This window comes from Paracoccus marinaquae (assembly GCF_018860165.1).
GTDB lineage: Bacteria > Pseudomonadota > Alphaproteobacteria > Rhodobacterales > Rhodobacteraceae > Paracoccus > Paracoccus marinaquae.
In genome coordinates, this window is sequence record NZ_JAHKNG010000034.1 from 14404 (window position 1) to 35482 (window position 21079).

Genomic DNA, 21079 nt, shown 5'->3' on the forward strand with positions numbered 1-21079 from the left:
GGGTTTAGGCGTTGGGGCGGGCAAGGACAAGCAGCCCGGTCTAGGGCGACAGCTGGCCTGTCTCCAGTGCCGCGGCCAGCGCATCGACCGCGGCCGCCAGCTTTTCGTCGATCACATGCAGATAGTCGGTCCAGTCCGACAGCCCGCGCAATTCCTCGGCGCCGTCCGAGATGCCGCGCAGCCCGATCAGCGGAATGCCGAAATGCTGGGCCGCGCGCAGATGGGAATAGGTTTCCATATCCACCATGTCCTCGGCGATCTGGCCATAGGCTGTGCCGCTGACGACATTCGCACCGGTCGAAAGCGTGGCTTCGGGCAGGCCGGGAAGGCGATGCGGCATCTGGATCCGCGCGGGCAGATCCAGCAAGGGCGTCCGCCCGCGCTCGAAACCGAGGGCCGAGGCGTCCATGTCGCGATAGGCCACGGCGCTGACCTGATAAACCTCGGCCTGTGCCAGCCGGCACGAACCGGCCGAGCCCAGCGAGACGATCAGTCGCGGCCGTTCCGCCTGTCGCGAAAGGGCGGCGGTCAGTTGCACCGCGGCCTCGACCGGCCCGATCCCGGTGATCAGGGGCGAAATGCGGACCCGCAGCGCCGGGCCGTATTCGGCCTCGGCGGCCATGACGAACAGCACCGGCAGTCCGGAGATGAGGTCGGGGCGGGCGGTATCGGGCATCTGGCCTCCGGTCTGATGGTGGCCGCAGGGGTGGCATGGCGGCGTCGGGCCGGTCAAGCCGCGATCACGGCCCCTTGCGGGAGGCGGCGACTGTGTGGCAGGTGCGACGCATGAGCAAGGTCAGCGAACTCTACCGGCAGCGGGTGGCGGACGGGCGGATAAGACCCGATTCGGCGCAGCAGTCGGTCCTGCCGCATCTGGACCGGGTGCTGGCCGACCTTGCCGGCGCGCCGGCCGCGCCGCCAGAGCGGCCGCGCTCGGCCTGGCGGGCCTTTCTCGGGGTCGGCAATCCGGCCCCGGTGGCGTCGGGGCCGGCTGTGAAGGGGCTTTACCTCTGGGGCGGGGTCGGTCGCGGCAAGTCGATGCTGATGGATCTGATGGCCGAGATTGCGCCGGTGGCCAGCCGCCGGGTGCATTTCCACGCCTTCATGCAGGAGATTCAGGCGGGGCTTGAGGCCGCGCGCAAGCGGGGCGATCAGGATGCCGTCCGGCCGGTCGCGCTGGAGGTCGCGCGTCAGGTCCGGCTTTTGTGTTTCGACGAGATGCAGATCACCGATATCGCCGATGCGATGATCGTCGGGCGGCTGTTCCAGGTCCTGTTCGAGCAGGGGGTGGTGGTCGTCACCACCTCGAACCGGGTGCCCGAGGATCTGTACAAGCACGGGCTGAACCGGCAGTTGTTCCTGCCCTTCATCGGTCTGATCCGCGAACGGATGGAGGTGGTCTGTCTCGACAGCGACACCGATCACCGTCAGGGCCGCAGCCTTGGCAGCCAGGTCTGGTTCTGCCCGGCCGATGCCGAGGCCCATACGGCAATGGATGCGATCTGGGCCGATCTGACCGGCGGCGCGCCCCCCACCCCGGATAGTTTCGAGGTCAAGGGGCGCCAGGTCAGGCTGCCGGCCTTCGCGGCGGGGGTCGCGCGTTCGGGGTTCTGGGATCTGTGCGGCTTGCCGCTGGGGCCGGCGGATTATCTGGCGCTGGCGCAGCGGGTGCGGGTGCTGATGCTGGACGGGGTCCCGCGGCTTTCGATCTCGAACTACAACGAGGCCAAGCGCTTTGTCACCCTGATCGACGCGCTCTACGAGGCTCGTGTGCGCCTGATCGCCAGCGCCGCCGATCAGCCCGAACAGTTGTATAACGAGGGCGAGGGCAGCTTCGAGTTCGAGCGTACGGCCAGCCGGTTGCGCGAAATGCAGGATGCCGGCTGGGGCTGCGAGGCGCAGGTCCCGGCGACGCCATTGGCCTGATTCGGGGCGGGTGGCCGGTGAAACCTGCCGTCCCGGCTCAGCCGCCGAACAGCCGCAGTGCAAGCGGCGCGATGATCGCCGTCAGCACCGCGTTCAGCCCCATGCCGATGCCCGAGAAGGCGCCCGCCGTTTCATTCACCTGGAAGGCGCGGGCGGTGCCGATGCCATGCGCCGCCACGCCGACCGAGAAACCGCGCGCGCGCCAGTCCCTGATCCGCAGCATGTTCAGCAGCGGCGTGACGATGATCGCGCCGAAGATGCCGGTCACCAGCACCAGCGCGGCGGTCAGCGTGGGCTGGCCTCCGATTCGCTCGGCAATGCCGATGGCGACCGGCGCCGTCGTCGATTTCGGTGCCAGCGAGGCCAGCGCCGCCCCCTCGATCCCGAAGGCCTTGGCGATGGCCAGCGCCGACAGGACCGCCACGCCCGATCCCGCAAGCAGCCCCGCCAGCATCGGCCATGCGGCCTTCTTGACCCGTGGCAGATTGTCATAAAGCGGCATCGCCAGTGCCACGGTTGCCGGCCCCAGCATGAAGTGGACGAATTGCGCGCCCTCGAAATAGGTCATGTAATCGGTGCCCGTGAGCCACAGCAGCAGCGCCAGAACAATGACCGCGATCAGCACCGGATTGGCCCAGCTTTGCCGGTCCGCGGCACGAAACGCCGCATCGCCGATCACATAGGCGACCAGCGTCGCCGTCAGCCACAACAGCGGCCCCTCGGACAGGTAGGACCAGATCAGCAGCGCGTCATTCATCGGACGTGTCCTTCAGGGCCGAAGGGTCCTCTGACCCGGTCCAGCGCGCAACCAGCGTGAAGGCCAGCGCCCCGGCCGCGATCGCCAGAACGGTTGAGCCCATCACCGCCAGCGCCAGCCCCATGCCATGCGTGCGCAGCAATTCCCAATGCGCGACGATGCCGACACCGGCCGGCACGAAGAACAGCGACAGATGCTGCAGCAGGCCCATGGTGGCCGGGCGGATCCGGTCGGCCAGCGCCGGGCGCAAGAGGCAGCTGCCGACCAGCAGGATCAGCCCGACCACGGGGCCGGGCAGGGGCAGGGCGAGGGCGCGTGACGCGACCTCGCCTACCAGTTGGAAACCCAGAATGATGGCCAGCGTTCCGATCATGACCGGGACGCTAGCCGCTTCATGCGGGTTGCGCCAGAGCGGACGTGCGGAAGTGACGGCGGTTCAGGTACAGCACCAGCGCGATGCTTGCCGCCTGCACCGCGATGAGGGCTGCGCTGAGCGTCCAGTAGGCCGCGCCATGGCTGGCGATGATGCCCGCGCCGACCAGCCCCTTGTTCACCCAGAACATGCCCATCACCATCAGCGCGACGCCGGGGCAGACCAGCGCATAGGCCCCGGCCGAGCGTCGCTCGCCATGCAGGAACTCGGCGGCATATCCGCTGCGCCTGAGCAGCGCCACGCCCAGCAGCCCGAACAGGATCTGGACCGAGAAGATGCGGGTCAGCAGGATCAGTATCGCGGCCGGGTCGGAATGGCCGCCGAAATGCGCGTGCAGCCCGTGGTTCTGGCGCAGCAGCAGGATGCCCAGCACGGTCAGCAGCGGAATGACCACCATGACCGTCGGCAGCGCCTCGCGGGCTGCGCCATGCCGGAACATGGACCAGACGCCGAGTATCATCGACACTGCCGCGACGATGGCCGAAGCCATGAAGAAGAAGCTGGACAGCACCACGGCCACCCCCGCCGTCGCGACCGTCGTGGACATGGCCGCCGAGGCGGACAGCCCGACCCCGACCATGGCCAGTGCGAAGGCCGGCAGCATCTGCGCGAAAGAGCCGTTGGCGCCGAAGTCGAAGCCGCCTTCGGTCAGCACCCGGCCAAGAAATGCGCCCAGTTGCCGCAATGCCAGGGCGCCGGTCAGAAGAAAGGCCAGCAGCGCGGCGGGGAACAGGTATTCGACGACCGACCACAGGCCGGGCACGAAGATCATGCCGAGGATGAAGCCCACATTGATCGACATGGCGATGGCCAGCGGCAGGGCCATCAGCTGCGTCTGGCCGTTCGACCGTTTCAGCTGCGCCTCGGCCTCGCTGCCGTGAAAGGCGCGATGGGCGCGCAGGTTCCAGACCAGCAGCGACAGGTTCATCCAGGCGAAGACGGCGATCCCCGCCGCTGCCAGTGCGATCATCGCGCGGCTGAGGGGCTGCCCGGCGGCAAAGGCCGCCACGACATGATTGAACAGCGGCACCGGGCTGCCGGGATGCGGCACCCAGAAATACAGCCACATGAAGAAGGTGACGGTCAGCCCGCCTGCCCCGACCGAGGCAAGATAGTAGAGCGGCGACCAAGCGGAATTGCGTGGATCAGGCATATCGGCCTCCATGATTAATTCTGAAATTGGAATGTAATGGGGCGGCATTCACATTTCAATATTGGAATGTGTTTATGAAAGGCAGCCCTCATCTTGTGGATACCTTCCACCATTTCGCCCATATGTTGGGATTTGGTTGACACGTAGCGGTCGGGCAGGAACAATCACCAAAACGAGCAGTATCCGACGGAGTGCGCCCCCGTGCGATTCGACCGCCTTCGCCTCAACGGCTTCAAAAGTTTCGTGGACCCCACCGATCTTGTGATCCGCGAGGGGCTGACCGGCGTGGTCGGCCCGAATGGCTGCGGCAAGTCGAACCTTCTGGAGGCGCTGCGCTGGGTGATGGGCGAGAACCGCCCCACCGCCATGCGTGGCGAGGGGATGGAGGACGTGATCTTCGCCGGCACCTCGCGCCGCTCGGCCCGTGGCCATGCCGAGGTCACGCTGACCATCGACAACCGCGACCGGCTGGCACCCGCAGGCTTCAACGATGACGACAGTTTCGACATCGTGCGCCGGATCACCCGCGACGCGGGCAGCGCCTACCGGATCGGCGGCAAGGATGTGCGGGCACGCGACGTGCAGATGCTGTTTGCGGATGCCTCGACCGGGGCGCATTCGCCGGCGCTGGTCCGGCAGGGGCAGATTTCGGAACTGATCAACGCCAAGCCCAAGAACCGCCGCCGGATCCTGGAGGAGGCGGCGGGGATCAGCGGTCTCTATCAGCGCCGGCACGAGGCCGAGTTGAAGCTGAACGGGGCCGAGACCAACCTGACCCGCGTCGATGACACGCTGGACCAGCTGTCGGCACAGGCGGCCAGCCTTGCCCGCCAGGCGCGGGCGGCGGCGAGATACCGCGAGATCGGTGCGGCCCTGCGGCTGGCCGAGGGGCTGCTGCTCTATCGCCGCTGGTCCGAGGCGGAAGCGGCACGGCTGGCGGCGGTCGAGGCGCTGGCGGCGGCGCTGAAGGCGGCGGGCGAGGCCGAGGCGGCTTCGCGGCAGGCCAGCGCTCGGCGCGAGGCGGCGGATGAGGCCTTGCCGGCCCTGCGCGAAGAGGAACAGGTGGCGGCCGCGATCCTGTCGCGGCTGGTCGTCGAGCGCGAGGCGCTGGACGAGGCCGAGGCGCGGGCGGCCGAACAGGTCCGCGCACTGGCCGCGCGCATCGCCCAGCTTGACCGCGACATCGAGCGCGAAGAGGCGCTGAACCGCGATGCGGGCGAGGTGGTCGAGCGGCTGGACTGGGAAAGGACCGAACTGGAGAAATCCGGGCAGGGCCATGACGCGCGGCTGGATACGGCGGCGGGTACCGCTGACGAGGCCGCCGAGGCGCTGCGCGAGGTCGAGGCGCGGCTGGCCGAACTGACTGACGAATCGGCGCGGTTGGCGGCGCGGCATCAATCGGCCGAGCGGCTGGTATCCGATCTGCGGGCAATGCTGGAGCGCGCCGAGAAATCGGCGGCCGAGGCCGATGAAAACGCCACCCGCGCCGCCGGGGCCGGCACCGAGGCCGAGGCCGCCCTGCGCGCGGCCGAAGCGGCGCAGGAAGCCGCCCGCGACCGCGCCGAGGCCGCCGAGGAGGCGCTGGCCGGGGTTGAGCTTGCCCGCGCCGAGGCCGAGACCGCCGAGGCCGCGGCGCGGGCCGCGCGATCCGAGGCCGAGGGCGAATCGGGCGCGCTGGCCGCCGAGATGGCGGCGCTGCGGCGGCTGGTCGAGCGCGGCCAGTCGGACGGCCGCGCGATCCTCGACCGGGTGCAGGTCGGGAAGGGCCACGAGATCGCCTTCGGCGCGGCGCTTGGCGACGACCTGCGTGCCGGGTTGGCCGAGGATGGCGAATCGGGCTGGCATGTCCTGCCCTTCTGGGACGCGCCCCAGCCCCTGCCGGCGGGTGCCGCGCCCCTGGCAGATCATGTGACCGGCCCCGAGGCGCTGGCCCGGCGGCTGTCGCAGGTCGGGCTGGTGGCGGATGCCGGGGCCGGGGCGGCCCTGCAGGCGGGGCTGGCCCCCGGTCAGCGGTTGGTCACGCCCGAGGGCGATCTGTTCCGCTGGGACGGGATGCGGGTCCTGGCGGGCGAGGCTTCCTCCTCGGCCGCGCTGCATCTGCAGAAGGTGAACCAGCTTCAGGAGATCACCGGGCAGGCCGAAGAGGCGCAGGCCCGCGCCGCCACCGCCGCCGAGGCGCATGATGAGGCCAAGGCGCGGCTGGCCGATGTGGCGGCGATGGAGAAATCCGCCCGCGATGCGCGGCGCGAGGCCGAACGGCTGCTGTCGGATGCCGCGCGCGCGGCGACCCGGGCCGAATCGGATCTGGCCATGGCCAACAGCCGCGTCGATTCGGCGCGGAGCGAGGTGACGCGGCACCGGGCGGATGCCGCAGATGCGCGGGGGCGGCTGACCCAGGCGGAACGGGCGCTGGCGGATCTGCCCGACCGCGCCGATGCCGCCCAGGCGGTCGAAAATGCCCGCACCGGCGTCGAGGCCGCGCGCATCGCCACCATGACCCGCCGCGCCGCGCTGGACGAATTGCGCCGCGAGGGCAATGCCCGGATCAAGCGGTTGCAGGAAATCGCCAGAGAGGACTCGGGCTGGAAGCTGCGCCTTCAACAGGCCGGCACGCGCGCCGCCGAACTGGCTGCGCGGCGCGAGGCGGCGGCGGATGAGCTGGAGCAGGCCGAAGCCCAGCCCGCCCTTCTGGCCGAGAAACGCGACAGCCTGACCGGGCGCGAGGACCAGGCACAGACCCGTGCGGCTCGTGCCCGCGAAGCGCTGAGCGCGGCCGATGACGCGGCCCGCGCCGCCGCCCATGCCGAGCGTGACGCCGAACGTGCGGCGTCCGAGGCGCGCGAAACCCGCGCCGCCCGCGAGGCCCGCGCCGAGGCTGCCCGCGACAGCGAGGTGGCCGCCCACAGCCGCATCCTCGAGGAAACCGAGGACACGCCGCAGGCCCTGCGCGAGACGCTGGACGAGGCCGATGCCGACACGCCGGTCGCCGTGCTGGAGGACAAGATAGCCCGACTGCGCACGCAGCGCGACGGCTTGGGCGCGGTGAACCTGCGCGCCGACGAGGACAAGCGCGAACTGGAGGAAGAGCGCGACCGTCTGGCCGGCGAGAAGACCGATCTGGAAGAGGCGATCCGCAAGCTGCGCGCCGGTATCGGCAGCCTGAACCGCGAGGGGCGCGAACGCCTGCTGGCCGCCTTCGACACGGTGAACGCCAATTTCACCACGCTGTTCACCACCCTCTTCGGTGGCGGCGAGGCGCGGCTGGTGCTGGTAGAATCCGACGACCCGCTGGAAGCCGGCCTCGAAATCATGTGCCAGCCGCCGGGCAAGAAACTGTCCACCCTCAGCCTGCTGTCGGGCGGCGAACAGACGCTGACGGCGCTGGCGCTGATCTTTGCCGTGTTCCTTGCCAACCCCGCCCCGATCTGCGTGCTGGACGAGGTGGATGCGCCGCTGGACGATGCCAATGTCTCGCGCTTCTGCGACCTGCTGGACGAGATGACCAACCGCACCGAGACCCGCTTTCTGGTCATCACCCATCACGCGGTGACGATGGCGCGGATGGACCGGCTTTTCGGCGTCACCATGGTCGAACAGGGGGTCAGCCAGCTGGTCAGCGTCGATCTGAACCGCGCCGAGGCTCTGGTCGCCTGACCCTGCCCGCGTTAGGCTGCGGCCCGAATCCGCATTGCAGTCAGACGAGGACAGCCATGAGCATCGAAGCGACCCTTGCCGAAAAAGGCATCACCCTGCCGGACGCGCCCGCGCCCGCGGCCAATTACGTGCCCTTCGTGCAAAGCGGCAATCTGGTCTTCATCTCGGGCCAGATCAGCGCCGATGCGAACGGGCTGATCAAGGGCAGGCTGGGCGACGGCATGTCGGTCGAGGACGGCGCCGCCGCCGCCCGCCGCTGCGGGCTGGCGCTGATCGCGCAGCTGAAATCGGCCATCGGTGACCTGGACCGCGTCGCCCGCGTCGTGAAACTGACCGGCTTCGTCAATTCGACCGGGGATTTCACCGATCAGCCCAAGGTCATCAACGGCTGCTCGGACCTGATGGTCGAGGTCTTCGGCGAGGCCGGCCGCCATGCCCGCGCCGCCGTCTCGGCGCCGGCGCTGCCGCTGGGCGTCGCGGTCGAGATCGAGGCGGTCTTCGAGGTGAAGTGATGGCAACCCTGCCGCTGGAATTTCTGCGCATCCCCTTCGCCCATCGCGGGCTGCACGGGCCGGGCGTGCCCGAAAACAGCCTGGCCGCCGCCGAGGCCGCCATTGCCGCCGGCTACGGGATCGAGATGGACATCCAGCCCGCCGCCGGCTGTGTGCCGATGGTGTTTCACGACTACGATCTGGCCCGGCTGGCCGGCGATGAGGGCTATATCGCCGATATCGAGGCCGGGGATCTGGCCGGGATGCGGCTTCTGGACACGGATCAGGCGATCCCGACCCTGGCCGAGATGCTGCGGCTGGTCGCCGGGCGGGTGCCGCTGCTGATCGAGATCAAGGATCAGGACGGCCGTCTGGGCACGAATATCGGCGACCTGCACGACCATGTCGCGGATCAGTTGAAATCCTATGACGGGCCGGTGGCCGTCATGTCTTTCAACCCGCATGTGGTGAAGGCGTTTCACGCCGCCATGCCCCGGATCCCGGCCGGGATCACCTCCTGCGGCTTTCCGGCCGAGGACTGGCCGGCGCTGGACAAGGACACCCGCCGGGATCTGGCCGGAATCGGCGATTTCGAGGCTTCGGGCGCCTGTTTCATCTCGCATGACAGGAACGACCTGGCCAATCCGCGCGTCGTTGCGCTGAAGTCGCGCGGGGTGCCGGTGCTGTGCTGGACCGTGCGCAGCCCGGCCGAGGAGGCCGAGGCGCGCCGTCTGGCCGACAACATCACCTTCGAGGGCTATGCGGCGCCGCGATAGGCGCGCTGGCCCTCGCCGTGCCTTGTGATCGCCCGGACGCTGACAAAGCCGGGGCAAGCCCCTAGTCTGCCCGCATGACCGCCGCCCTGACCCTGACCACGCATTCCGCCATAGCCGAGATCGCGCCCGCGACATGGGACGGTCTGGGCGACGGCAACCCCTTCACCACGCATCGCTTTCTGCATGCGCTGGAGGCCTCGGGCTCGGTCGGGCCGGGGACCGGCTGGCAGCCGCTGCACCTGACGGTCGAGCGGGACGGGAGGATCGTCGGGGCCGCGCCGCTTTACGCGAAATCGCACAGTCAGGGCGAATATATATTCGATCACGCCTGGGCCGAGGCCTATATGCGGGCAGGCGGGCGCTATTACCCCAAGCTGCAGGGCGCGGTGCCCTTCACCCCGGCCAGCGGCGCGCGGCTGCTGGCGGCCGAGCCGGCGGTGCGGCAGGCGCTGCTGGCGGGGATGACGCAGGTGGCTCAGCGCGGCGGGGCCTCGGGCGCGCATGTGACCTTCTGCACCGAGGACGAGGCGCGGCTGGGCGAAGAGGCGGGCTTTCTGCCCCGCGTGACCCAGCAATTCCACTGGCTCAATCGCGGCTATGCCCATTTCGACGATTTCCTGGCCGCGCTCAGTTCGCGCAAGCGCAAGGCGATCCGCAAGGAACGGGCGCGGGCGCAGGGCTTCGGCGGCACGATCCGGCATCTGCGCGGAGACGACCTGCGACCCCGGCACTGGGATGCCTTCTGGGCCTTCTATCAGGATACCGGCGGGCGAAAATGGGGCCGGCCCTACCTGACCCGTGCCTTCTTCGATCGCATCCACCAGACCATGCGCGACGATATCCTGCTGGTGCTGGCCCTGCGCGACGACCAGCCCATCGCCGGGGCGCTGAACTTCATCGGGCCGGATGCGCTCTATGGCCGCTACTGGGGTTGCGTCGAGGACCATGCCTTTCTGCATTTCGAGCTTTGCTATCATCAGGCCATCGACCATGCCATCGCGCACGGGCTGGCGCGGGTCGAGGCCGGGGCGCAGGGCGAACACAAGCTGGCCCGCGGCTATGAGCCGGTGCCGATCCATTCGCTGCACTGGGTCAGCGACGAGGGGTTCCTGCGGGCGCTGGCCGATTATCTCGATCAGGAGCGTCGCGCCATGGGTCAGGAAATCGACGCGCTGGCCCATTGGACGCCGTTCAGGAAACAGGGCTGACATCAGAAGGCCCGCCGGGGCAGGCGGCGGGCCGTTTGGGTGTGATCTGTTGCGGCTCAGCTGGTGGCAGCATCGCCGCCGGTGCTGGTCACGGTCAGGATGCCGCCCTTGCGCTGGAAGTTATACAGCGTCTCGGGATGGGCGGGCAGGGCGAAGCTGACATCGTCGCCGTCCTCAAGCGCCATGATCAGCCGCTGCGGCTGGTCGGGGGCGCTGTCGCTGACATAGGTGGCCACGACCTCATAGGCGCTGCCGGCGGCGTCGGTGAAATAGACGTTCATGTCGACGCTTTCGCTGTGCAGGCTGGCGCCGGTGGCCGGAACGGTCAGGGTGATGCTGTCGGCCATGGCGGTCGCGGGGGCGGCGGCAAGGGCGGTCAGCAGGGCGGCGGTGGCGATCTTGAAGCTCATCTTGAAACTCCTCGGGGCTGGGTTGTCTCTCTGACTGGACAGATAGGGCTCCCCGATGAATAATAAAAATAGATTGTAGATATAATTAGGATAACAAAAATGGATTTACGCCGGTCGGATCTGGGCCTGCTGGTCTCGCTGGACGCGCTTCTGGCGGAGCGCAGCGTGACCGCCGCAGCCCGTCGCCTCGGCATCAGCCAGCCGGCCCTGTCGGCGCAGCTGGCGCGCCTGCGCGACCTGACGGGCGACGAATTGCTGGTCGGCAACGCCCATGGCATGGTGCCGACGCCACGCGCGCAGGAAATCCAGGCGCCGCTGCATATGCTGCTGCAGGACATCTCGGATCTGGTCCTGTCCGAGACCGGTTTCGACCCCGCCACCAGCGACCGCCGCTTTCATCTCGTCGCCGCCGATCTGGCGCTGGCGACGATCCTGCCGCCGCTCCTGCAGCGTTTCCGCGACGAGGCGCCGGGGCTGCGCCTGACTGCCGGCGCGCTGGATCCCGCCCGGCTGGAGCAGGACGGCGCCGAGGGGCGCGTCGATCTGGCGGTGACCACGGCGATGCTGCTGCCCCAAGGCTTTCAGAGCGTGAAGCTGATCGAAACCGAATATCGCGTGATCTGGCGGCAGGACCATCCGCTGCTGGCGGAGGGGATCACGCTGGCCCAGTTCTGCGCGCTGCCGCATCTGCATGTCAGCCCGGTCGAGGCCAGCCTGCAGGGGCCGGTGGACCGGGTGCTGCAACAGCATGACATGCGCCGCCATGTGACGGCCTCGGTCAGCAGCTATGCGATGGCGCCGGCACTGATCCGCGCCTCGGACCTGATCGGCGTGGTGCCGCGCATCCTGATGGATTTCGACGGTGCGGGTCTGACCGACGCGCCGCTGCCGGTCCAGATGGCGCCGCTGTCGGTCTTTCTGGGCTGGCATCCGCGCTATCGCAACGACCGCGCCCATCGCTGGCTGCGCGAGGTGATCGCCGCGATCTGCCAGCGGCTCTAGGAAAGGGCGCGGGGTGGCCGGACACCGCCCCGCGCCGGGTTGTCAGGCTTTCTCCAGCAGGGCTTCGCCCGCGCTGACGCTGCACATGCCGGGCGATTCCTCGACCTGGATGACCTCGACCTTGCCATCCTTCAGCAGCGCGGCAAAACGCTTGCAGCGTCCGAACAGGCCGGCGGGGGCCGCGTCGAAATCAAGCCCCATCGCCCTGGTGACGCCGCCATCTGCATCGGCCAGCACCTCGATGCCGGCATCCGGGGCGCCGGTCTGCTTGGCCCAGGCGTCGCAGACGAAGGGATCGTTCACGGTCAGGCAGACGATCCGGCTGATGCCCTTGTCACGGAACTTGTCCGCAGTGCGGATGAAGCTGGGCATATGGGCATTGGTGCAGGTGCCGGTAAAGGCGCCCGGCAGCCCGAAAATCGCCACGCGGCCCTGTGCCAGTTCGGCGGTGTCGACCGCCTCGGGGCCGCTTTCGCCCACCCGCAGCAGTTTGCCACCGGGAAAGCTGTCTCCTGCTTGGATACTCATCGCGCGTCTCCATGAATTGCAACGGATTCGCGGGGACTATAGGCTGCCGCCCTGAAACAGGCCAGATGACAGGCGGGGCGGGAATGCGGATCGTGATCCTTGGGGCGGGGCAGGCGGCGGCCTCGATGGCCGCGCGGCTGTGCGCCAAGGGCCATGACGGGCCGCTGACGGTGATCGGCGCCGAACCCGTCGCTCCCTATCAGCGCCCGCCGCTGTCCAAGGCCTATCTCCTGGGCGAGATGGGGCTGGACCGGCTGCTGCTGCGCTCGGCCGAGTGGTGGCAGGAACAGGGGGTCGAGTTGCGGCTGGGTGAAACCGCCACCGCCATTGATACCGCCGCCCGCCTGATCACGACCGATCGCGGCAGCCTGCCCTATGACGCCCTCGCCCTGACGCTTGGGGCGCGCGCCCGCCGCCTGCCGGCCGCGATGGGCGGGCACCTGCCCGGCGTTCATGTCATCCGCAGCCTGGCCGATGTCGATGCCATCGCCCCCGACATGCGGCCGGACCGCCGCCTGATCGTCATTGGCGGCGGCTATATCGGGCTTGAGGCCGCTGCCGTCGCCCGCAAGCTGGGGCTTGAGGTCACGCTGATCGAGGCCGCGCCGCGCATCCTCGGCCGCGTTGCCGCACCGGAAACCGCCGACATGATCCGGGCCTTGCACCGGGACCATGGCGTGACGATCCTCGAAGCCGTCAGCATCGAGCGGATCATCGGCGATGACCACGCGACCGGGATCCGGCTGGCGGACGGGACCGAACTGCCCGCCGACCTGATCGTGACCGGTATCGGCGTCAGCCCGGACAGTGCGCTGGCCGAGGCGGCCGGGCTTGCCATCGACAACGGCATCGCCACCGACGACCGGGGGCGTACATCCGATCCGGCGATCTGGGCCGCGGGCGACTGCGCCAGCTTTCCTTGGCAGGGCGCGCGTATCCGCCTGGAAAGCGTCGGCGGCGCCATCGACATGGCCGAACTGGTGGCCGAGAATATCCTCGGCGCCGACCGAGCCTATGCGCCGAAGCCGTGGTTCTGGTCCGACCAGTTCGACGCGAAGCTGCAGATCGCCGGGCTGGGCACCGGCCATGACCGGATCGTCACCCGGCCCGGCGACGGCCGGCACGGCGGCTCGGTCTGGTATTACCGGATGGACCGGCTGATCGCCGTCGATGCGCTGAACGACGCCCGCGCCTACATGATCGGCAAGCGGCTGATCGAATCGGGCCGCTCGCCCGACCCCGAGACGCTGGCCGGCGCGACGGAACTGAAGAGCCTGCTGTGAGCGTCTCTTGTGCGGAAATGCCCTCGTGTGCGGAAATGCCCTCGGGACGGCACCGATGCCCGCGGGACGCGGGGCAGACAGCCCCGCACGACCGGTTCCCCCGCGCATGAGGATCGTCGGCGGCACGTTGCGCGGTCTGAAACTGGCCGAAGTCGGTGCCGGCGATGCGGCGGCCCATCTGCGCCCGACCACCGACCGGGTGCGCGAGGCGATCTTCAACCTGCTCATCAATGGCAGCCACGGCAACCCGGTCGCCGGTGCCCGCGTCCTCGACCTCTTTGCCGGCACCGGCGCCCTCGGGCTCGAGGCGCTGTCGCGCGGTGCGGCCCGGGTGGCTTTCGTCGATGACGGGGTGGCCGCGCGGGCCCTGATCCGCAGCAATGTCGAACGCGCACGCGCCGGTGGCGTGACCGATATCTGGCGCCGCGACGCCACCCGCCTCGGGCCCTGTCGGGGTGGCGCCTATGATCTGGTCTTTCTCGACCCGCCCTATGGCCAGGGCCTGGGCGAGCGCGCTATGGCCTCGGCGCTCGAGGGCGGCTGGCTCGCCCCCGGCGCGGTCGTCGTCTGGGAGGAATCGCGCCCGCCGCTGGTCCCGGCACCGCTGGTCGGGATCGACCAGCGCCGCTATGGCGACAGCACCGTGACCCTGGCCCGCCTTCCCGGACCCGGTTGAGGGCCGGGCAGCTTCAGGCCGGTTCGGCGAGGGCGGCTGCCGCCGCATCCAGCGCACCGGAACCGTGGGGAATGTCCAACGCGACCATCCCGGCCTGCATCGCCCCCAGAACCCCCAGCACCATCGCCGCGTTGGCATGCCCCATATGGGCGATGCGCAGCGCATTGGCCGCATTCTGCGCCCCCAGCCCGATCCCCAGCGTGACGCCGCAATGCAGGCTGACCCAGCCCCGCAGCGCATCGGCGCCGGGCAGCGACAGCGCCGTGACCGAGGCCGCCCGCGCCGCGGGATCCGCGACCGTCAGCCGGATGTCCGGATTGCCCGCCCCCCAGGTATCGACCGCAGCCCAGACCGCCCGCGCCAGCGCCGCATGGCGCGCCCAGACCGCACAAAGCCCCTCTTCGTCAAGCAGGATCCGCAGCGCCTCATCCAGCGCGAAAAGCTGCTGCACCGGTGGCGTGCCGCCCCAGAACCGCCACAGGCTGTCGCGATCCGCGGCGGCGCGCGGATGCCAGTCCCAGTAGGGCGTGGTCAGCGCCGTCCGCCCGCGCGCGGCCGCCCGCTCCGAGAACCAGACGAAGGCCGTGCCGGGCAGGCTCATCAACCCCTTTTGGCTGGCCGCGATCAGCACATCGACGCCCCAGTCGTCCATCATCATCGGCACGCAGCCAAGCGCGGCGACGGCATCCACGACCAGCAGGGCAGGATGATCGGCCATTGCCGCCCGAATCGCCGGGATGTCGCTGAGGCAACCCGATGCGGTGTCGATCTGGCAGATCAGGACCGCCCGGATCAGGCCCTCGCGATCCTCGGCCAGGCGGGCGGCCAGACGTTCCGGCGCGGCTGCCGCGGGACCGAAATCCAGCGTTTCGACCGCGATCCCCATGGCCGCCATCTGTCCGGCCCAGGAATGGCCGAAATGACCCGAAATCAGCACCAGAACCCGGTCTCCGGGCGCAAACAGATTGGCGCCCACGGCCTCCCACGCGCCATGGCCATTGCCGATATAGGGCGCAAGATGCGCCGCACTGCCCGCCAGACGCTTCAACTGCGCCATCACCCGCAGGTTCAGGTCGGCCAGCTCGTATCCGTAGATGTCGGGCGAGGCGCGATGGGCGGCGCGCAACACCCGGTCGGGAACGGGCGAGGGGCCCGGAATGGCGATAAGAGGGTGGCCTGTGGCAAGACTCATGACCGGGTTTCCTTCACGATGCATGGGACCCGGTAGGCCGCCCGACGCGCTCCGTCAACGTCCCGTCAACGCCCCGCCAAGGACTTCGACAGGCCGGCGCGGGCCGCCCGAAAGCCGGTCTTTCGCCTCGCGCTCTTTGCAAATACCTGCGGGGTGAATTGGCCGCAGGCCAAGAGGGGGCGGCGAGCCCCCTGTCCTCGCCCCCGATGCGCATGCCGGCGGCCGGCCGGGCACGCCTTGCCCGGGAACCACCTGCCGGGCTATGGCTGGGCTTCCAGTATCGTCCCGTCCATGAACGCAAGCGAGATCGTGACCCAGATCGTTCCCTCCTCCTCCCTGTTTCGGCGGCTCTGGTCGGACTATCTGCGGGGCCACCGCGGCCCGATGCTGCTGGCCTTCCTCTTGCTGACGGTCGAGGGATCGACGCTGGCGCTGATCTCATGGATGCTGAAGCCGCTTTTCGATCTTGTCTTCGTCGGCAAGCAGGCGGATGCGATCTGGTGGGTCGGCAGCGCGATCTTCGGGGTATTCCTGCTGCGGGCGGTGACGCTGGTGACCAGCCGGGCGCTGCTGACCCGCATTTCGCTGGGGATCTCGACCCGGATGCAGACCGATCTTCTGGCCCATATCCTGACGCTGGACGGCCGGTTCTTCCGCGACAACCCGCCGGGCGCCCTGATCGAGCGTATTCAGGGCGATACGATCGCGGTGCAGGGGGTCTGGGCCACGCTGCTGACCGGGGCGACGCGCGATGTCATCTCGCTTCTGATGCTGTTCGGGGTGGCGCTGTCGGTCGACCCGCGCTGGACGCTCGCGGCGGTCATCGGGGCGCCGCTGCTGATCGCCCCGGCGGCACTGGTCCAGCGTTACGTCCGCCGCAAGATGCGCCAGAACCGCAGCAATGCCAGCGCCCGCGCCACCCGGCTGGACGAGGTCCTGCACGGCATCGCCTCGATCCGGCTGAACCGCGCCGAGGCCGACCAGACCCGCCGCTTCGCCGAGATCGTCGGCCGCATCCGGCGGGCCGAGGTCAAGGTGGCGGCCATGAGCAGCGTCATTCCCGCCCTGACCGACATCGTCACCGGCATCGGCTTCGTCGCGGTGCTGGCTCTGGGCGGCAAGGAGGTGATGCAGGGCGAGCGCAGCGTCGGCGACTTCATGTCCTTCTTCACTGCGCTGGCCCTGGCCTTCCAGCCGCTGCGGCGCCTGGGCGGGCTGGCCGGAACCTGGCAGACCGCCGCCGCCAGCCTCGAGCGCATCTACGAGGTCTTCGACACCCGGCCGACGGTTCTGTCCGGGCCGCGCACGCAGCCCCCTGCGGACACCTCGATCGCGCTTGCCGACGTGTGGCTGTCCTATGACGGCCAGCCGGTGCTGCGCGGGCTGAGCTTCACCGCCGAGGCGGGCCGGACCACCGCCCTGGTCGGGCCTTCGGGGGCGGGCAAGTCGACCATCTTCAACCTGTTGACGCGCATGGTCGATCCCGACCGGGGCCAGGTCACGCTGGGCGGACTTCCGGTCGGCGAATTTGACCTTGCGGTCCTGCGCGACCAGTTTTCCACCGTGGCACAGGAATCGGCGCTGTTCGACGAGACCCTGCGCGACAACATCCTGATGGGCCGTCCCGAGGCCGATCAGGCGGCGCTGCAACGCGCGATCGAGGCGGCTCATGTCAGCGATTTCGTGGACGGCATGGGCCGCGGGCTGGACAGCCGGGCCGGGCCGCGCGGATCGGCACTGTCGGGCGGCCAGCGCCAGCGCATCGCCATCGCCCGCGCGATCCTGCGCGATGCGCCGGTGCTGCTGCTGGACGAGGCGACCAGCGCCCTGGACACCGCCAGCGAACGGCTGGTGCAGGAGGCGCTGGACCGGCTGTCGCGGGGCCGCACCACGCTGGTCATCGCGCACCGGCTGTCGACAATCCGCAACGCAGACAAGATCGTCGTGATCGAGGCGGGCAGGGTTGTCGAAGAGGGCGACCATGACCAGTTGATCGCCAGGGGCGGCACCTATGCCCGTCTCGTCGCGCTGCAATTCGGAGAGGGAACATGACCCGCCAGATCATCCGTGTGACCGGCGAGGACCGGGTCGAGTTCCTGCAGGGGCTGGTCAGCAACGATGTGACCCGGGCGCCCTGCTGGGCCGCGCTGCTGACGCCGCAGGGCAAGTATCTGGCCGATTTCCTGATCGTGCCGGAGGGAGATGCACTGCTGCTGGATTTGCAGGCCGATCTGGCCGATGACCTGTTGAAGCGGCTGGCGCTGTACAGGCTGCGCTCGAAGGTCGGGCTTGAAGCCGTCGCCATGACGGTCGCGCGCGGCACCGGTCCCGCGCCGGAGGGTGCCATCGCGGACCCGCGACACGAGGCGCTTGGCTGGCGGCTTTACGGCGGCGCGGGCGATGACGGCAGCGATTGGGACGCGATCCGGGTGGCGCATTGCATTCCCGAAAGCCTGATCGAACTGATCCCGAACGACAGCTATATCCTGGAAGCCGGGTTCGAGCGCTTGCACGGCGTCGATTTCCGCAAGGGCTGCTATGTCGGGCAGGAGGTCACCGCCCGGATGAAGCACAAGACCGAGTTGCGCAAGGGGCTGACGACGCTGCGCGTCGACGGCACGGTACCCGTCGGCACCCCGATCCTGCGCGAGGGGCGCGAGGTCGGCACGCTTTACACCCAGTCGGGCGGGCGCGGCATCGCCCATGTCCGCTTCGATCGGCTGGGCGAGGGAATGGAGGCCGGCGCGGCCCGCGTCTTCGCGGAATGACCGGCGGGGGCGACAGCGCCCCCGGGGCGCCGCCGCGCAAGATCATCCATATCGACATGGATGCCTTCTATGCCTCGGTCGAGCAGCGCGACAATCCGGACCTGCGCGGCAAGCCGGTGGCGGTCGGGGGATCGAGCCTGCGCGGGGTGGTCGCGGCGGCCAGCTATGAGGCGCGGGTCTTCGGCGTGCGCTCGGCCATGCCCTCGGTCACGGCGAAACGGCTCTGCCCCGACCTGATTTTCGTGCGTCACCGTTTCGAGGTCTATCGCGCCGTCAGCGCCCAGATCCGTGACATCTTCGCCGACTACACTCCGCTGATCGAGCCGCTGTCGCTGGACGAGGCCTATCTGGACGTGACCGACCACCTCTGGCCCGGCCAGACCGCGACGCGGGTTGCCGGCGAGATCCGCGCCCGCATCCGCGAGGCGACCGGGCTGACGGCCAGCGCCGGGGTCAGTTACAACAAGTTCCTGGCCAAGCTGGCTTCGGACCAGAACAAGCCCGACGGGCTGTGCGTCATCACGCCCGCCAAGGGGCCGGATTTCGTGCTGTCGCTGCCGGTTGGCAAGTTCCACGGCATCGGCCCGGCCACGGCCGGCAAGATGCAGGCCATGGGCATTCGCACCGGGGCCGATCTGCGGGCGCAGGAACTGGATTTCCTGCAGCGGCGTTTCGGCAAGTCGGGGCAGTATTACTGGAACATCTCGCGCGGGATCGATCACCGGCAGGTGCGTCCCGACCGGGTCCGCAAATCGGTGGGGGCCGAGAACACCTATTTCGCCGATCTGATGGCGCTCGGCGAGATCAACGAGGCCCTGGCCGTGCTGGCTGAAAAGGTCTGGCATTATGTCGAAAGGCATGAGTTGCGCGGCCGGACGGTGACGCTGAAGGTGAAGTTCGCGGATTTTCAGCAAATCACCCGTGCCCGCACGCTGCCCCGCGCCCTCGCCTCGCGGGACGAGATGCTGGGCATCGCCCGCGACCTGGCTGCCACCGTCCTGCCCGATCCGCGGGGCGCGCGGCTTCTGGGGATCACGCTGTCGGGGTTCGAGAATGACGACGCCGGCGATCCGGCGCAACTGGATCTGTTCGACGCCCGCACGGGCGCGCGTGACGATCCCTGATCGCCGTGGCTCAGCCCGGGGTCCCGACCGTGCAGGCCGCGATCCAGTCGCGCAGCAGCGCCACCGCCTCGGGCTCATCCAGCCAGGGCACATGCGCGCGGTCGGGTACTTCGGCGAACAGCATGTCGGGGCGGCGGCGTTTCATCTCGGCGGCGATGCCGGCCGACAGCAGGTCGGAATTCGCGCCCCGGATCAGGGCCACCGGAAGCCCCGCAGTCGCCTGCCAGAGCGGCCAGAGATCGGGCGCTTCGCCCTCGAAGGCCTCAAGGAAGGCTTCGCGCAGCGCCGGATCGTATCTGATCCGCAGCCCTTCCGAGGTTTCCTCATAATGCTTGCGCGCCTCGCTGAGCCAGCGGCCTTCGGGGACATTTGCGAACCCGGGCATGGCGGCGGGCAGTTTCGCGGCCAGTTCCACATGGGTCCGGGCGTTGGGGTTGCGGCCGACATAGTCCATGATCCGTTCCAGCCCGGCGCGCTCGATCTCGGGGCCGACATCGTTCAGGCACAGGCCCAGCAGCCGGCCATGCGCCGCCGCCGCCAGCACCATCCCGATCAGCCCGCCGCGCGAGGTGCCGAGGATCGCAGCCCTGTCGATTCCCAGATGGTCAAGCAGCGCCAGCGCATCCTTGCCTTCCTGCGGAACGGTATAGGTCGCGGCGCCGGTGAAATCGGACTGGCCGCGGCCGCGGTAATCCATCCGGATCATCCGGCAATCCGCAAGATGGGGGGCGACATGGTCGAAATCGGCCATGTTGCGGGTCAGCCCGGCCAGACACAGGACCGGCAGGCCCTCGCCCTCATCGGAATAGGCCAGCCTCGCCCCGTCCTCGGCGTGAAAGAAACCCATATTCGCCCTCATCTTCCGCGTGACATTGTTCGGTCCGGGGCCGGACGCCCTCGATCCTGTGTCAGAGATTCTCGCTCTGGGGCATCCCCAGGACGTGATAGCCGCCATCGACCGTCACCACTTCGCCGGTGGTGCAGGCGCCCCAGTCCGACAGCAGCCAGACCGCAGTCCCGCCGATCGCCTCAAGCGTGGCATTGGCGCGCAGCGGCGCATTGGCCTCGGTGTGGCGGAAGGTCTTACGCGCCCCGCCGATGGCCGCGCCGGCCAGCGTCTTCATCGGGCCGGGCGAGACGGCGTTGACGCGAATCCCCTCGGGGCCCAGATCATTGGCGAGATAGCGCACGCTGCTTTCCAGCGCCGCCTTGGCGACACCCATGACGTTGTAGAACGGCGTGACCCGGTTCGAGCCGCCATAGGTCAGGGTGATGATGCTGCCGCCCGCGGACATCAGCGGATGCGCCCGCCGTGCCACCTCGATCAGGGAATAGCACGATATTTCAAGGCTGTGCTTGAAGTTGGCGCGGCTCGTGTCCATGAACCGCCCGGTCAGTTCGTCCTTGTTGGAAAAGGCGATGGCGTGGATCAGAAAGTCCAGCCGGCCCCAGCGATCCGCCAGTGCGGCGAAAGCCGCCTCCAGCGAGGCGTCGTCGGTCACGTCCACATCCAGCAGCAGATCCGAGCCGACCGAGGCCGCCAGCGGTTCGACCCGCTTGCCAAAGGCCTCACCCTGATAGCTGAAGGCCAGTTCCGCGCCCTCGGCCGCCGCCGCCCTCGCGATACCCCAGGCGATGGAGCGGTCATTCGCGACCCCCATCACAAGCCCGCGCTTGCCCTTCAGAAGATCGCCCATA

Annotated in this window: 20 protein-coding genes; 11 read left to right on the plus strand and 9 right to left on the minus strand. The window is 69.1% G+C overall.

Translation table 11 applies throughout. The features are described 5' to 3' along the window. Positions 1-40: 40 nt before the first annotated feature. A complete protein-coding gene (locus KNW02_RS15560) occupies positions 41-676 on the minus strand; it encodes a 5'-methylthioadenosine/S-adenosylhomocysteine nucleosidase (protein ID WP_216034203.1) in 636 nt (211 codons plus the stop codon). 110 nt (positions 677-786) lie between these two features. Here KNW02_RS15560 and zapE point away from each other — a divergent pair, with 110 nt between their 5' ends. Continuing rightward, positions 787-1926: a cell division protein ZapE gene (gene zapE, locus KNW02_RS15565; RefSeq protein ID WP_216034204.1), complete on the plus strand. Its 1140-nt coding sequence runs from the start codon at positions 787-789 to the stop codon at positions 1924-1926. Between the two features lie 37 nt (positions 1927-1963). Here zapE and KNW02_RS15570 read toward each other — a convergent pair whose 3' ends face one another. From KNW02_RS15570 to KNW02_RS15580, 3 genes are read right to left on the minus strand one after another with little or no spacing between them, the layout of a single operon-like run. Next, positions 1964-2683, minus strand: a complete 720-nt coding sequence (locus tag KNW02_RS15570) for an LrgB family protein (protein ID WP_216034205.1) — start codon at positions 2681-2683, stop codon at positions 1964-1966. Further along, entirely contained in the window at positions 2676-3056 is a 381-nt protein-coding gene (locus KNW02_RS15575) for a CidA/LrgA family protein (RefSeq protein ID WP_216034206.1), read from the minus strand. The genes KNW02_RS15570 and KNW02_RS15575 overlap by 8 nt, the downstream gene beginning before the upstream one ends. Positions 3057-3075: 19 nt before the next feature. Further along, the gene (locus KNW02_RS15580; protein ID WP_216034207.1) at positions 3076-4269 is read right to left on the minus strand and encodes a TsoY family (seleno)protein; all 1194 of its coding nucleotides are present in this window, start codon (positions 4267-4269) and stop codon (positions 3076-3078) included. Positions 4270-4470: 201 nt separating this feature from the next. On the opposite strand from KNW02_RS15580, the gene smc reads away from it, so the two are divergent. The 4 genes from smc to KNW02_RS15600 all read left to right on the plus strand — a co-directional run bounded on the left by smc (position 4471) and on the right by KNW02_RS15600 (position 10398). After that, the gene (gene smc / locus KNW02_RS15585) at positions 4471-7923 is read left to right on the plus strand and encodes a chromosome segregation protein SMC (RefSeq protein WP_216034208.1); all 3453 of its coding nucleotides are present in this window, start codon (positions 4471-4473) and stop codon (positions 7921-7923) included. A 56-nt stretch (positions 7924-7979) separates the two neighbouring features. After that, entirely contained in the window at positions 7980-8435 is a 456-nt protein-coding gene (locus KNW02_RS15590) for a RidA family protein (protein ID WP_216034209.1), read from the plus strand. Then, positions 8435-9190: a glycerophosphodiester phosphodiesterase family protein gene (locus KNW02_RS15595; RefSeq protein ID WP_216034210.1), complete on the plus strand. Its 756-nt coding sequence runs from the start codon at positions 8435-8437 to the stop codon at positions 9188-9190. Before KNW02_RS15590 ends, KNW02_RS15595 begins: the two co-directional genes overlap by 1 nt. 74 nt (positions 9191-9264) lie before the next feature. Further along, positions 9265-10398: a GNAT family N-acetyltransferase gene (locus KNW02_RS15600; RefSeq protein WP_216034211.1), complete on the plus strand. Its 1134-nt coding sequence runs from the start codon at positions 9265-9267 to the stop codon at positions 10396-10398. 56 nt (positions 10399-10454) lie between these two features. Here the strand turns inward: KNW02_RS15600 and KNW02_RS15605 are convergent, their stop codons facing one another. Next, the gene (locus tag KNW02_RS15605) at positions 10455-10808 is read right to left on the minus strand and encodes a hypothetical protein (RefSeq protein WP_216034212.1); all 354 of its coding nucleotides are present in this window, start codon (positions 10806-10808) and stop codon (positions 10455-10457) included. Between the two features lie 99 nt (positions 10809-10907). On the opposite strand from KNW02_RS15605, the gene KNW02_RS15610 reads away from it, so the two are divergent. Next, a complete protein-coding gene (locus KNW02_RS15610) occupies positions 10908-11810 on the plus strand; it encodes a LysR family transcriptional regulator (RefSeq protein WP_216034213.1) in 903 nt (300 codons plus the stop codon). Between the two features lie 42 nt (positions 11811-11852). On the opposite strand, the gene KNW02_RS15615 is transcribed toward KNW02_RS15610, so the two are convergent. Beyond that, on the minus strand, positions 11853-12338 hold the full coding sequence (locus KNW02_RS15615; RefSeq protein WP_216034214.1) for a peroxiredoxin: 486 nt from the start codon (positions 12336-12338) through the stop codon (positions 11853-11855). 83 nt (positions 12339-12421) lie between these two features. Here KNW02_RS15615 and KNW02_RS15620 point away from each other — a divergent pair, with 83 nt between their 5' ends. Together KNW02_RS15620 and rsmD are read left to right on the plus strand one after the other, a co-directional pair. Continuing rightward, a complete protein-coding gene (locus tag KNW02_RS15620; RefSeq protein ID WP_216034215.1) occupies positions 12422-13621 on the plus strand; it encodes an NAD(P)/FAD-dependent oxidoreductase in 1200 nt (399 codons plus the stop codon). A 106-nt stretch (positions 13622-13727) separates the two neighbouring features. Beyond that, positions 13728-14297, plus strand: coding sequence for a 16S rRNA (guanine(966)-N(2))-methyltransferase RsmD (gene rsmD, locus KNW02_RS15625; RefSeq protein ID WP_216034216.1), 570 nt, complete (start codon positions 13728-13730; stop codon positions 14295-14297). A gap of 13 nt (positions 14298-14310) precedes the next feature. Here the strand turns inward: rsmD and KNW02_RS15630 are convergent, their stop codons facing one another. Beyond that, complete coding sequence (locus tag KNW02_RS15630; RefSeq protein WP_216034217.1) at positions 14311-15489, minus strand: pyridoxal-phosphate-dependent aminotransferase family protein; 1179 nt, start codon at positions 15487-15489, stop codon at positions 14311-14313. Between the two features lie 384 nt (positions 15490-15873). Between KNW02_RS15630 and KNW02_RS15635 the strand changes: the two genes are divergently transcribed. Genes KNW02_RS15635 through dinB form a run of 3 tightly spaced genes read left to right on the plus strand, consistent with a single transcriptional unit; the run spans position 15874 to position 19381 of the window. Next, the gene (locus KNW02_RS15635) at positions 15874-17541 is read left to right on the plus strand and encodes an ABC transporter ATP-binding protein (protein ID WP_431356765.1); all 1668 of its coding nucleotides are present in this window, start codon (positions 15874-15876) and stop codon (positions 17539-17541) included. Next, positions 17538-18257: a CAF17-like 4Fe-4S cluster assembly/insertion protein YgfZ gene (gene ygfZ / locus KNW02_RS15640; RefSeq protein WP_216034218.1), complete on the plus strand. Its 720-nt coding sequence runs from the start codon at positions 17538-17540 to the stop codon at positions 18255-18257. Before KNW02_RS15635 ends, ygfZ begins: the two co-directional genes overlap by 4 nt. Next, positions 18254-19381, plus strand: coding sequence for a DNA polymerase IV (dinB, locus tag KNW02_RS15645; RefSeq protein WP_216034219.1), 1128 nt, complete (start codon positions 18254-18256; stop codon positions 19379-19381). The genes ygfZ and dinB overlap by 4 nt, the downstream gene beginning before the upstream one ends. Before the next feature lie 10 nt (positions 19382-19391). On the opposite strand, the gene KNW02_RS15650 is transcribed toward dinB, so the two are convergent. Further along, a complete protein-coding gene (locus tag KNW02_RS15650) occupies positions 19392-20228 on the minus strand; it encodes an alpha/beta fold hydrolase (RefSeq protein WP_216034220.1) in 837 nt (278 codons plus the stop codon). A 61-nt stretch (positions 20229-20289) separates the two neighbouring features. Beyond that, complete coding sequence (locus KNW02_RS15655; RefSeq protein ID WP_216034221.1) at positions 20290-21078, minus strand: enoyl-ACP reductase FabI; 789 nt, start codon at positions 21076-21078, stop codon at positions 20290-20292. Between the last annotated feature and the right edge of the window lies 1 nt (position 21079).

Excerpts from the sequence above, each read along its gene's own strand:
- dinB (WP_216034219.1), top strand. The coding sequence starts at position 18,254 with ATGACCGGCGGGGGCGACAGCGCCCCCGGGGCGCCGCCGCGCAAGATC.
- KNW02_RS15580 (WP_216034207.1), bottom strand. The coding sequence starts at position 4,269 with ATGCCTGATCCACGCAATTCCGCTTGGTCGCCGCTCTACTATCTTGCC.
- KNW02_RS15605 (WP_216034212.1), bottom strand. The coding sequence starts at position 10,808 with ATGAGCTTCAAGATCGCCACCGCCGCCCTGCTGACCGCCCTTGCCGCC.
- KNW02_RS15620 (WP_216034215.1), top strand. The coding sequence starts at position 12,422 with ATGCGGATCGTGATCCTTGGGGCGGGGCAGGCGGCGGCCTCGATGGCC.
- KNW02_RS15630 (WP_216034217.1), bottom strand. The coding sequence starts at position 15,489 with ATGAGTCTTGCCACAGGCCACCCTCTTATCGCCATTCCGGGCCCCTCG.
- KNW02_RS15575 (WP_216034206.1), bottom strand. The coding sequence starts at position 3,056 with ATGATCGGAACGCTGGCCATCATTCTGGGTTTCCAACTGGTAGGCGAG.
- KNW02_RS15635 (WP_431356765.1), top strand. The coding sequence starts at position 15,874 with ATGCTGCTGGCCTTCCTCTTGCTGACGGTCGAGGGATCGACGCTGGCG.
- KNW02_RS15600 (WP_216034211.1), top strand. The coding sequence starts at position 9,265 with ATGACCGCCGCCCTGACCCTGACCACGCATTCCGCCATAGCCGAGATC.
- zapE (WP_216034204.1), top strand. The coding sequence starts at position 787 with ATGAGCAAGGTCAGCGAACTCTACCGGCAGCGGGTGGCGGACGGGCGG.
- KNW02_RS15610 (WP_216034213.1), top strand. The coding sequence starts at position 10,908 with ATGGATTTACGCCGGTCGGATCTGGGCCTGCTGGTCTCGCTGGACGCG.
- rsmD (WP_216034216.1), top strand. The coding sequence starts at position 13,728 with ATGAGGATCGTCGGCGGCACGTTGCGCGGTCTGAAACTGGCCGAAGTC.
- KNW02_RS15590 (WP_216034209.1), top strand. The coding sequence starts at position 7,980 with ATGAGCATCGAAGCGACCCTTGCCGAAAAAGGCATCACCCTGCCGGAC.
- KNW02_RS15650 (WP_216034220.1), bottom strand. The coding sequence starts at position 20,228 with ATGGGTTTCTTTCACGCCGAGGACGGGGCGAGGCTGGCCTATTCCGAT.
- KNW02_RS15570 (WP_216034205.1), bottom strand. The coding sequence starts at position 2,683 with ATGAATGACGCGCTGCTGATCTGGTCCTACCTGTCCGAGGGGCCGCTG.
- KNW02_RS15655 (WP_216034221.1), bottom strand. The coding sequence starts at position 21,078 with ATGGGCGATCTTCTGAAGGGCAAGCGCGGGCTTGTGATGGGGGTCGCG.
- KNW02_RS15595 (WP_216034210.1), top strand. The coding sequence starts at position 8,435 with ATGGCAACCCTGCCGCTGGAATTTCTGCGCATCCCCTTCGCCCATCGC.
- ygfZ (WP_216034218.1), top strand. The coding sequence starts at position 17,538 with ATGACCCGCCAGATCATCCGTGTGACCGGCGAGGACCGGGTCGAGTTC.
- KNW02_RS15615 (WP_216034214.1), bottom strand. The coding sequence starts at position 12,338 with ATGAGTATCCAAGCAGGAGACAGCTTTCCCGGTGGCAAACTGCTGCGG.
- KNW02_RS15560 (WP_216034203.1), bottom strand. The coding sequence starts at position 676 with ATGCCCGATACCGCCCGCCCCGACCTCATCTCCGGACTGCCGGTGCTG.